Source organism: Klebsiella sp. X1-16S-Nf21 (genome assembly GCF_002837615.1).
Classification (GTDB): Bacteria; Pseudomonadota; Gammaproteobacteria; order Enterobacterales; family Enterobacteriaceae; genus Klebsiella; species Klebsiella variicola.
Window position 1 is genome coordinate 19,553 of record NZ_PJDK01000064.1, and the last position, 11,223, is coordinate 30,775.

Annotated in this window: 7 protein-coding genes and 1 pseudogene; 4 read left to right on the plus strand and 4 right to left on the minus strand. The window is 57.6% G+C overall.

Annotation, left to right across the window (positions count from 1 at the left end):
• The first annotated feature begins 116 nt into the window (after positions 1-116).
• Together CW267_RS23050 and CW267_RS23055 are read left to right on the plus strand one after the other, a co-directional pair.
• Positions 117-1,493 carry a glycoside hydrolase family 1 protein gene (locus CW267_RS23050; RefSeq protein ID WP_012542372.1) on the plus strand — a complete coding sequence of 459 codons (1,377 nt, stop codon included), beginning with the start codon at positions 117-119 and terminating at the stop codon, positions 1,491-1,493.
• A 67-nt stretch (positions 1,494-1,560) separates the two neighbouring features.
• Positions 1,561-2,277, plus strand: a complete 717-nt coding sequence (locus CW267_RS23055) for a GntR family transcriptional regulator (RefSeq protein ID WP_016160535.1) — start codon at positions 1,561-1,563, stop codon at positions 2,275-2,277.
• 147 nt (positions 2,278-2,424) lie between these two features.
• Here the strand turns inward: CW267_RS23055 and ldtB are convergent, their stop codons facing one another.
• Together ldtB and CW267_RS23065 are read right to left on the minus strand one after the other, a co-directional pair.
• Entirely contained in the window at positions 2,425-3,339 is a 915-nt protein-coding gene (ldtB, locus tag CW267_RS23060; protein WP_008805784.1) for a L,D-transpeptidase, read from the minus strand.
• A gap of 200 nt (positions 3,340-3,539) precedes the next feature.
• Positions 3,540-4,455 (minus strand): annotated as a pseudogene (locus CW267_RS23065) (tyrosine-protein phosphatase).
• A gap of 48 nt (positions 4,456-4,503) precedes the next feature.
• Between CW267_RS23065 and CW267_RS23070 the strand changes: the two are divergent.
• Complete coding sequence (locus tag CW267_RS23070) at positions 4,504-6,096, plus strand: ABC-F family ATPase (protein ID WP_008805786.1); 1,593 nt, start codon at positions 4,504-4,506, stop codon at positions 6,094-6,096.
• 376 nt (positions 6,097-6,472) lie between these two features.
• On the opposite strand, the gene CW267_RS23080 is transcribed toward CW267_RS23070, so the two are convergent.
• On the minus strand, positions 6,473-8,836 hold the full coding sequence (locus tag CW267_RS23080) for a glycoside hydrolase family 31 protein (RefSeq protein WP_023322261.1): 2,364 nt from the start codon (positions 8,834-8,836) through the stop codon (positions 6,473-6,475).
• A 15-nt stretch (positions 8,837-8,851) separates the two neighbouring features.
• Positions 8,852-10,153 carry an MFS transporter gene (locus tag CW267_RS23085; RefSeq protein ID WP_012968650.1) on the minus strand — a complete coding sequence of 434 codons (1,302 nt, stop codon included), beginning with the start codon at positions 10,151-10,153 and terminating at the stop codon, positions 8,852-8,854.
• Between the two features lie 298 nt (positions 10,154-10,451).
• Here CW267_RS23085 and CW267_RS23090 point away from each other — a divergent pair.
• Positions 10,452-11,223 (plus strand): LacI family DNA-binding transcriptional regulator (locus tag CW267_RS23090; RefSeq protein WP_101148659.1); only part of this gene is annotated, 772 nt, incomplete at its 3' end.

The following is an 11,223-nucleotide window of genomic DNA, read 5'->3' on the forward strand; positions in this document are numbered from 1 at the left end:
GATCTTTTTTGTTTGCCTGGCTCACAGAAAACGATCCGACTTTTGCTTCGGTGGCGGATCTTTTGTATATGACTAGTCATTACAGTTAAATGACTAGTCATATACCGAGGCGCAGCATGAAGAACACACTACCGGCAGATTTTTTATGGGGTAATTCCGTCTCCAGCATGCAGACGGAGGGGGCGTGGAACGAGGGGGGCAAGGGGATGTCGGTGTACGATATTCGTCAACCGGCGGAATTCGCCTCGGACTGGAAGGTCGCGACCGACTCCTATCATCGCTTTCGCGAAGATTTCGATCTGATGCAGGATCTGGGCATGAACTGCTACCGCTTCCAGATCGCCTGGAGCCGGGTGTGCCCGGAAGGGGACGGCGAATTCAATGAAGAGGGGATCGCGTTCTACCATCAGTTTATCGATGAACTCATTGCCCGCGGTATTGAACCGATGATCTGCCTGTATCACTTTGATATGCCGCTGTCGCTGGCGGAGCGTTACAACGGTTTTACCGACCGCCGGGTCATGGACGCCTTTATCCGCTATGGCCAGAAGATGATCGACTGTTACGGCGATAAGGTGAAGTACTGGCTGACCTTCAATGAACAGAACCTCTACCATTCGCCGGAAGCCTTCCTGATCACCGGCTATTTGCGTGGCGATAAAACGCTGCGCGAACTCTACCAGATCCAGCACCACGTGATGATGGCGCATGTCCATCTGACCCACTATCTGCATCAGACGAAGCCGCAGTGCCTGATGGGCGGAATGCTGGCCCATGCGCTGGTCTATCCGGCTACCTGCAAACCACGCGATATTCTCTGCGCCCAGCAACTGGACGAGTTTTTAAACCAGAACCTGCTGCGCGCCTACGCCGGCGAGGGTTATAGCCCGGAAGTGATGCATTTTGTCGCTCGCCAAGGCTTTGACGATATTTATCGCCCTGAAGATATCGCGCTGATGGCGACGGTGAAGGTCGATTATCTGGCGTTCAGCTATTACGCCAGCCGTGCGCTCAATAGCGACGCGATCCCGCCGGGAACGGCGGTCAACAATTACATGCTATTCGGTAATCAGGATAACCCGTACCTGAAAGCGACGGAATGGAACTGGCAGATCGATCCGCTGGGATTTCGCATGATCATCACCCGCTATTACAATGACTGGCGGCTACCGGTGTTCCCGATTGAAAATGGCATCGGGGTGATCGAATCCTGGGATGGCGAACATCCCATTGCCGATGATTACCGCATCGCCTACCATCGCGACCATATTAACGCCATGAAAGCGGCGATATTTGAGGACGGCGCGCAGGTGATTGGCTATCTCGGCTGGGGATTAATCGATATCCTCAGCTCTCAGGGCGATATGCGTAAGCGCTACGGCGTGGTGTACGTCAATCGTGAGAACCATGACCTCAAGGATCTGCGGCGGGTGCCGAAGAAGAGCTATGCGTGGCTAAAGCAGGTGATCCACAGCAACGGCGAAGCGATGTAACAGTGTCCTGGCGGTCAGGTCAAGTATGCTGTCCGCCAGCCACACACAGAATGTAAAAGGACCGGGAATGACGGCGAAGTATCTGCAAATCGCGCGGGAAATAAAAAAACGCATCATCAGCCAGCAGTATCCTGCCAGCGCGCCGCTACCCGACCAGTTTGCGCTGGCGGCGGAGTTCAACACCAGCCGGATGACGATCCAGCAGGCGATGCGTCAGTTAATCGTCGAAGGGCTTATCTATACCCGCAAAGGACTGGGTACCTTTGTGCGGAAAAATTTTCTCCAGCTGTCGCAGTGGGAGTTGCCCGGCAGCGACTATTTTGGCGCCACCAAAACCTGGGAGCATCTTGGCGAGGTACAAAGCGAAGTGGTGCGCTTTGAGGTGCGTTTTCCCAGCGACAAAGAGCAGAGTTCGCTGCTGATTGACGCCGATGCGCCGGTGTATGACTTCGTTCGCCTGCGGTTGCTCAACGGGGAACCGGTGTCGCTGGATCTGACGGTCATGCCGGTGGGGCTAGTGCCGGGGCTCAATAAAAGCCATCTGGAAAGCTCGGTGTTTCGCTATATCCAGGAGACGCTGGGGCTGAAGCTGATGGGATCTTACCGCGTGGTGCGTGCGATGAAGCCGGATGAACTGGATAAATTACATCTTCACTGCGACCTCACCGACCCGGTGCTGGAGGTTGAACAGGTGATCTACCTCGAAGACGGTACGCCGCTGGAGTATGCCCACTGTCACTATCGCTACGATCACGGCGGGATTATTCTGGTGAATAACGGCTAGACCGGGGACCCCTGTTTGCGCAGCGCTTAGCAGGCCCAGGGTGTTGTCAGGTTTGGTAACCCAGGCAAGGCGTCAGCCGCAGCCCGGGGAAATGCAGATAAAAAAACGGCGGGCATCAGGCCCGCCGTTTTTCTTGTCATGCAGAACTTAGTTCAGACGCACCGGCATACCGGAGCGGTTCTGGATAGCCTGCTCAACCACGTTCTGATCGACATCAGACTGGCTGGTGATCGCCTGTACCGGCTGAGTCAGGGTGATCGGCACGATTTCGCCGCCCTGGAACTGCGCTTCGGTGGTCGACAGCGGGTTGTGAACCTCAATGTAACGGCTGCCGTCCGGCTCGGTGGTCGCTTTTACCGGCTCATCGATAAACTGCACGCGGGTGCCGACCGGCACATTCTCAAACAGGAATTTGATGTCATCGTTGCGCAGACGCACGCAGCCGTGGCTCACGCGCAGGCCAATACCAAAGTTAGCGTTGGTGCCGTGGATGGCGTACAGACGGCCAATATATAACGCGTACAGACCCATCGGGTTATCCGGACCGGCCGGTACGACGGCTGGCAGCGGGTTGCCGGCAGCGGCGTATTCAGCGTGCATCTTGGCGGTCGGCGTCCAGGTCGGGCCGGCCTTCTTGCGTTCGACTTTGGTGGTCCAGTTAATCGGCGTATCTTTACCTAACTGGCCGATACCGATCGGCAGAACGATCACGGTGTTGGTGCCTTTCGGATAGTAATACAGACGCATCTCGGCGCTGTTGATGACGATGCCTTCGTGGACGGTGTCCGGCAGGATCAGCTGCTGCGGGATGTTCAGGACGCTACCGCCTTTTGGCAGATAGGTGTCCACCCCCGGGTTGGCTTCCAGCATGTTGGACAGCCCCATCTGATATTTCGCCGCAAAGTATTCCAGCGGCTGCTTGTTATCATCCGGAATGGTGATGACCTGATTCTGACCAACCAAACGGCTGCCGTCGGTCGGCAAAGGATAGGTGACAGCAGACGCTGTATTGCAAAAGCCTACGAGGGCGAAGGCTGCCGCTAAGAGTGTAGATAATTTCATAGTCTTTAATGTCGTGTGCGAAATCAACGCCACACAGGCCTTTGTTAATGATTGAGACAGTAGATGGGAGCGCATTATATGTGCATTCCGCTAAACAGGTAAATCAGATGTGTACGAAATCACATTTTTTTCCCTGTCGCCTCGGCTGACGGGGCTGGCGGATGATGCAATCGCCGCCTCTCACGCGGGTGACAGGGAGGTTATCCTTCCAGTAACCGGTCCTGTAGCGAAGCGCGTGCCGGGGCGGTGAGCTGGTACTCTTCTGCCAGCCAGGCGTCGACCGTGCCATAGCGCTGGTGGATGGCTGACAGCGCGGCGGCGAGATAGGACTCTTTCACCGTCAGGATATCCGCCAGACTCTGGCGTCCCTGGGGCGTCAGGTCGTTGCCCAGCATCTCCAGCATCCAGGCTTCCACTTGTGTCAGCATGCCGTGGGTGAGCAGATACTCCTCCATGACCGTCTCGCTGTCGCATCCGACGGCAAACAGGGTTAACGCGCAGCCGACGCCGGTGCGATCTTTGCCGACGGCGCAGTGTTGCAGTAAAGCGCCTTCAAAAGGCGTGGTCAGCCAGGCGGCGAGCTGGCGATAGGCCGGGTTATTAAAGGGCAACTGGCGATACAGTTGCAGCATAAACTGCTCCCCGTTCAGCGCGTTAAGGGTGGCAGCATTCAGCTCGGTGACTTTCGCATTCACATCGCCGAGCGGCGGATTAGCGGGCGCGTTTAAATAGTGAGTGAGCGGGCTAAGCTTGTCAGGGGTGCGCTGCACTTCGCCGGGGTCGCGATAGTCGAGCACCCGACTGAGCGGCAGCGTCGCCAGATGGTTGAGATCGTCCGCCGTCAACCGATTTAGCGCGCCGGAGCGTAGCAGCTTGCCGCTGCGTACCGTGCGTCCGTCGGCGGCGCGCTGGCCGCCGAGGTCGCGAAAATTGATACCGCCCTGCAGGGATAAAAAAGCCGGGTGTCGCGGTAGGCTGGTGGTCATGGGGTTCCTCATAATGACGTACAGAATAACCGTTTGAGCCCTGGTCTGCGGCTCATCTGACAAAGACCTTAGCACAAGCGCCGCGGCGGAATTTACCGCAGGCCGTGAAAAGTGTGTCATTTGCTGGCATAATGTCTGTTGTGTCACACCCCTCATTCTCTTTTTTCAGGATATCCCCGTGCTAGTATCCAGCAACGTTACCATGCAGTTTGGCAGTAAGCCGCTGTTCGAAAATATCTCCGTTAAATTTGGCGGCGGCAACCGTTATGGTCTGATCGGCGCCAACGGCAGCGGTAAATCGACCTTTATGAAGATCCTCGGCGGCGATCTCGAGCCGACGCTGGGCAACGTTTCTCTCGACCCGAACGAGCGTATCGGTAAGCTGCGCCAGGATCAGTTCGCCTTCGAAGCATTCACCGTGCTGGATACGGTTATCATGGGCCACGGCGAGCTGTGGGAAGTGAAGCAAGAGCGCGATCGCATCTACGCGCTGCCCGAAATGAGCGAGGAAGACGGCTATAAAGTGGCCGACCTGGAAGTCAAATACGGCGAGATGGACGGTTACTCCGCCGAAGCGCGCGCCGGCGAACTGCTGCTCGGCGTCGGCATTCCGGTTGAACAGCATTACGGCCCGATGAGCGAAGTCGCGCCGGGCTGGAAACTGCGCGTCCTGCTGGCGCAGGCGCTGTTCTCCAATCCGGATATCCTGCTGCTCGACGAACCGACGAACAACCTGGACATCGACACCATCCGCTGGCTGGAGCAGACGCTGAACGATCGCGACAGCACCATGATCATCATCTCGCACGACCGTCACTTCCTGAACATGGTCTGCACCCACATGGCGGACCTCGACTACGGCGAGCTGCGCGTCTATCCGGGCAACTACGACGAATACATGACCGCGGCCACCCAGGCGCGTGAGCGTCTGCTGGCGGACAACGCCAAGAAAAAAGCGCAGATTGCGGACCTGCAGTCCTTCGTTAGCCGCTTTAGCGCCAACGCTTCTAAATCACGTCAGGCCACCTCGCGCGCGCGCCAGATTGACAAAATCAAGCTGGAAGAGGTTAAAGCCTCCAGCCGTCAGAACCCGTTTATCCGCTTCGAACAGGACAAGAAACTGTTCCGTAACGCGCTGGAAGTGGAAGCCCTTACCAAAGGCTTTGATGAAGGTCCGCTGTTCAAAAAGGTCAACCTGTTGCTGGAAGTGGGCGAGAAGATTGCCATTCTGGGCGCCAATGGCGTGGGTAAATCCACCATGCTGAAAACTCTGGTAGGCGAACTGCAGCCGGACAACGGCACCGTGAAATGGTCTGAAAACGCGCAAATTGGTTACTACGCGCAGGATCATGAGTACGAGTTCGAAAACGACCTGACGGTCTTCGAGTGGATGAGCCAGTGGAAGCAGGAAAGCGACGACGAGCAGGCGGTACGCAGTATCCTCGGCCGTCTGTTGTTTAGCCAGGACGATATCAAAAAGCCGGCGAAAGTCCTTTCTGGTGGTGAGAAAGGGCGCATGCTGTTCGGTAAGCTGATGATGCAGAAGCCAAACATCCTGATCATGGACGAACCGACCAACCACCTGGATATGGAATCGATCGAATCGCTGAACATGGCGCTGGAGATGTATCAGGGCACCCTGATCTTCGTTTCTCACGACCGCGAGTTCGTCAGCTCGCTGGCGACCCGCGTCCTGGAGATCACCCCAGAACGCGTGATCGATTTCAGCGGTAACTACGAAGACTACCTGCGCAGCAAAGGTATCGAGTAATCCCTGTCCGTTACCCGGGTAGCGGCTACGCCTTACCCGGGCTACGCCTGGCATGTGATCTGTAGGCCCGCGCAAGCGTAGCGCCGCCGGGCAATAACTGCGGGTAAAGAGCCACTTTCGCGCCGGATGGCGGCTGCGCCTTATCCGGCCTACGGTCCGTGCCATTGTGAGCTTAAGAGCTCTATCTTGTACCCATGGTTACTGAAACTGTCCGTTACCCGGGCTACCAAACCGCACAGTGCTGTAGCCCCGGTAAGCGGTAGCGCCACCGGGGATTTTGAGGCCACCCGTTTGTAGCCCGGATTAGCGTAGCGCAATCCGGGAACATCATAAAATCCAGGCCGGGCAAGGCGTAAGCCGCCGCCCGGCATATCGCTTAGCGCCTCCACTCGGTCCCTTCAACGCCATTCACCAGCAGCTTGCGCTTTTCTCCCGCCGGTAATGACAGCTTCAGCGCTTTCCACGCCGGACGGTAGCTGCCGCGAGCGTTGATATTCAGGTTTATGCTGTTGGCGCTGCAGATCATTTCCCACTCCAGCCATAGCGCATCCCCCTCTTTATAGCCCCAGCTTTCGCCGTCGTCTTCAAACAGCAGACCGCGGGTTGAGCCGGTACCTTTCAGCGGGAACAACTGCAGTTCGCGACGATCGTCTTTTTGCGCATCGACGTGGCTGATACGTTCACTAAGCGGCAGACCGGCGCCGGCGCGGACCAGCAGCGGCAGTTTTTCCAGCGGCGCGTCCAGCGTCACCCACTGGCCGCCGGCGAACCACTGGTGGCTGTAAAAATCGTACCAGCCGTCCTGATTATCGGGCAGCCACAGCTGGCGTTGACGGGCGCCGGGCTCGACCACGCTGGCCACCAGCAGATCGCGACCCAGCAGGAAGTCATCGCACTCGGCGAAGGTCTGGGTATCGTGCTGGTGATCGAGGAAGGTCGGGCGCAGCATGGGTTCGTCATCGGCATGCGCCTGCCATAACAGGGTGTACAAATAGGGCAGCAGACGGTAGCGCAGCTCGATGGCTGAGCGGATCGCCGGGGTGATTTCCGGGTACATCCAGGCTTCATTGACCGTCTGGTCGTCATTCCACGAGTGAATGGTAAAGCGCGGATGCATCACGCCGTTTTGTACCCAGCGCACGAACAGCTCCGGCTCGGGTTTATCGCCGGAGAAACCGCCGACGTCATGGCCGACGTTAAACAAGCCGGAAAGACTCATCCCTAATCCCATACGGGTGTTATAGCGCAGCGTATCCCAGTTGGTGCGGTTGTCGCCGCTCCAGGTCTGTACGTAGCGCTGCATCCCGGCGCAGCCGGAGCGGGAGATCAGATACGGGCGCTTTTGCGGCGCAAAGCGCTGCTGGGCTTCCATGGAGGCGCGCATCATCAGCAACGGCATCACCGGGCGAATATGTTTAATGGCGATTTCGCGGCCAAAGCCGTAGCAGCGCGCCTCGCCGTCCCACACCTCATACTCGTTATTATCGTTCCAGGTCGAATCGATACCCATCTCCAGTAGCTGGGTGGTCACGCCTTCCTGCCACCAGGCCACGGTGTGCGGGTTGGTGAAGTCGAGATGCGACCCTTCATCATCCCAGAAGCTGGAGCGCTCCGGCGCGTCGGTTTGCGAATCGCGAATAAAAAGACCGCGCTCCGCCACTTCGCCATAGCGCGGATGATCCTGCAGCAGGCAGGGTTTGATATTGGCGGCCAGCTTCAGCCCGGCATCATGGAACGACTGGCTCATCACTTTTGGCTGCGGCACCTTGTCGTAGTTCCAGTTAAAGACGTAGCGCTTGCCGTTGATCGAGGTATAGCCGGAAGAGAGCTGGAACGAGTCGCAAGGGATCGCGTGCTGCTCGCACAGGCGGATGAAGTTCATCAGCTGATTTTGCGCATCCGGCGCGTCGGTGTAGTGCATGGTGGAGCCGCTGTAGCCGAGGCTCCATTTTGGCCCGAACAGGGTTTTACCGGTCAGGCGGACGAAGGCTTTGGTCACATCCAGCACCTGTTTACCGGTAAACAGGTAATAATCGATATCGCCGGCCTCCGCCTGCCAGCGGCGATAGGCGGTGTGGTAGTTGTCGATTTCATTGCCCAGATCCAGCCAGCAGCTGCTCAGGTTGTCATAGAACAGGCCGTAGCTGATATCGCTGCGCTGGGTGATGGTAAACGGAATATGTTTATACAGCGGGTCGGTGCTGACGGCGTTGTAGCCCATGGCATCGAGGTTACGCATTTCATAGCGTTTGCCGTTACGCTGCAGGTCGCCGGCTTTTTCACCCAGCCCGTAGAAACGCTCATCTTTGCGGCGGCTCAGATAATGGGCGACGCCGTCGCCGTGAGCGTTTGCCAGATAGGCGCTGGTGGGGCGGTCACTGGCGAGCGTCTGCCACTCGCCGGCGTCGTCGCGATAGCTCCACTCCAGCCATAGCGGCTGGTGGACGGTGACGCGCAGCTGGCGGGTGGCGATGGTCAGCGCGTCATCTTCTTTGGTCATCTGCCAGGCCGGGAGGCTAAAACCGCTGAGGTCATCCCGCGCGCGGCCTTCCCACGGCACATCCTGCTGCGGGGCGATACTCCAGGTGCGATCCAGCGCCAGTTGGCCCTGGCGCTTCAGCAAGACGCGGAATAAATTCTCTTCCAGCACATACAGACACAAAGTGTGCTGACCATCAACGGTCAGTTCAACGTGATGCTCCAGCTGTTGGTGCAAACTCCAGTGTTTCAACGTCTTCATATTTTACATCCACTCTCAGGCGCGCTTGGCGCGACGTTCAGCAATAAATGCCACCAGGAAAACGGCGCCAATCAGGTCAAAGAAACCCATGGCGATAAACAGCGGGTTGAAGCCAATTTTGTCGGCGGTCACCCCGATTAATAATGAGAACAGGAAGCTGGCGATCCACGCCGCGGAACCGCGCATACCGTTGACCGTCGCCATTTGTCCCTTGTCGAAAGATTCCACCACCAGCGCGCTGAGCATGCAGGAGATGATCTGATGGCCGAAACCACCAATGGAGATCAGGATGATGGTGATATAGGGATCGCGAGTAATGGCGACCAGGGCCAGCGAGATCATCAGAAACGCGCCGGTTACCGAGCTGGCGATAACCGAGTTGACTCGCGTGCAGCCGAACCAGCGAACGTACAGGCGGGTGAGATAGCCGCTGACCACGCTGCCAAGATCGGCGGCGAGGAACGGCAGCCAGGCGAACATCGCGATCTGCTTCAGATCCATGCCGTGCTCTTTCGCCAGGTACAGCGGCACCCAGAAGCTCAGTACCGCCCAGGCAGGCTCGGCCATAAAGGCGGGGATGGCGATCCCATAGAAACGTTTATTCTTCGAGACGGTTTTGAGCGCGGTAAAGAAGGGCTGTTTCACCGGCGGGGCTTCGTTATCCTGCTTGATGTACTCCAGCTCGCTTTTGCTGAGGTTCGGGTGCTTTTCCGGGTTCTGATAGAAAGCCCACCACAGCACCACCCACAGCAGCGCCAGCGCGCCGGTAAACATAAACGCCCCCTGCCAGCCGAAGGAGGCGTGGGCGAAGTAGATAATTGGCGGGGCCAGCATTGCGCCGATAGAGAAGCCGACGCCAGCCCAGCCGGCGGCGATTGGCCGTTCAGATTTCGGGAACCACTCGCCGATGGTTTTGGCGTTCGCCGGCGTGGCGGCCGCCTCGGCGCCGCCCATAAAGAAGCGCAACATAGCCAGGTGCAGCCAGCTGCCAGCCCCGGCGTGGGCGATACAGGCCAGCGCCCACAGGGTAGCGCAGATCATAAACCCGAGCTTCAGGCCGATGACGTCGATAAGCCAGCCACAGAGCGGCTGGAAAATCGTGTAAGCCAGCTGAAACGCGCCGACGATCCAGGAATATTGTTCGGTGGTAATACCGAGCGTCGCTTTCAGTTCCGGGGCGATAATCCCCAGCGAGTTACGTGTGATGTAGTTGACGGTGACGCCGAGTAAAAACAGGACCAGCACCCACCAGCGCAGGTTTTTTACCACCCGGCGCGTTTTACTGACCGCGATATCATTGTTGAGGCCTTGACTCATAGCACACTCCACAAGACGTTGTAGGGGGAAAGTGACGGCCTCTTTCCCTGAGTGGTCACATAGTTTTTTTAACTATTTGAATAGTCTATTTTTTATCTCAACATCATTGGTATAACTAGTATGGGAGATGTTGGACCAATTCAGGCTAAGGGAGAAAAAACGTCGGGCAAAGTGCTATTTATGCAACTTTTTTCATGAAATGACCGAGATCTCAAATTTCGCTCTGTCATTTGCTTACAGGAAGCGCTTTGGCGATTATGAAAATTCTTTCATTTTCCAATCGGAGCTGGATCACAAAATGGATAAAAAGCTGCGCGTCGCCGAAATCGCCGCCCGCACCGGGCTGTCGGCCAGCACCGTTTCGCGCGTCCTGGCCGGAAAGGCGAATACCAGCGATAAGGCGCGCCGGGCGGTGCTGGAGTGCGCCCGCGAGCTGGGGGTCATGCAGGGACTGGCCGCCGGGCGTCTGCTGCTCAATAATCTGCTGGTGTTTGCTCCGCAGCGCGCCTTCGATGAGCGATCGGATATCTTCTACTACCGGGTGATCCAGAGCATCAATAACGCGCTGGCGGCGCATGAAGTGCGCCTGCGCTACTGCGCACTGGACGAGAACGACAGCGACGCCAATCTGTTTCTTGCCCGCATGAACGAAGCGGAGACCCAGGCCGCGGTGCTGCTGGGGATCGACGATCCGCATATTCATGGCCTGGCGGCGGATGTGGGCAAACCCTGCGTATTGATCAACTGTCGGGATGAAGGGATGCGGCTGCCGTCCATTGCCCCCGACCATCGTCTGATTGGCCAGTGCGCCGCCCGCTATCTGTTTGATATGGGCCATCGGGCGGTGATGAACGTGATGTGCCTGCGCCGCTATACCATGGAGCTGCGGCTGGGCGGGATCCAGGAAGCATGGCGCGCGCGCAATCTGCGCTTTACCGCCAGCCGGGATCTCATCAGCGTCGCCAACTTTAGCGCCAGAGAGACGGAAGAGCAGGTAGGGGCCTGGCTTGACGCTTTACAGGGGCGCCCGATGCCCACCGCCTTCCTGGTGGGCGGTGATTTTATGGCCG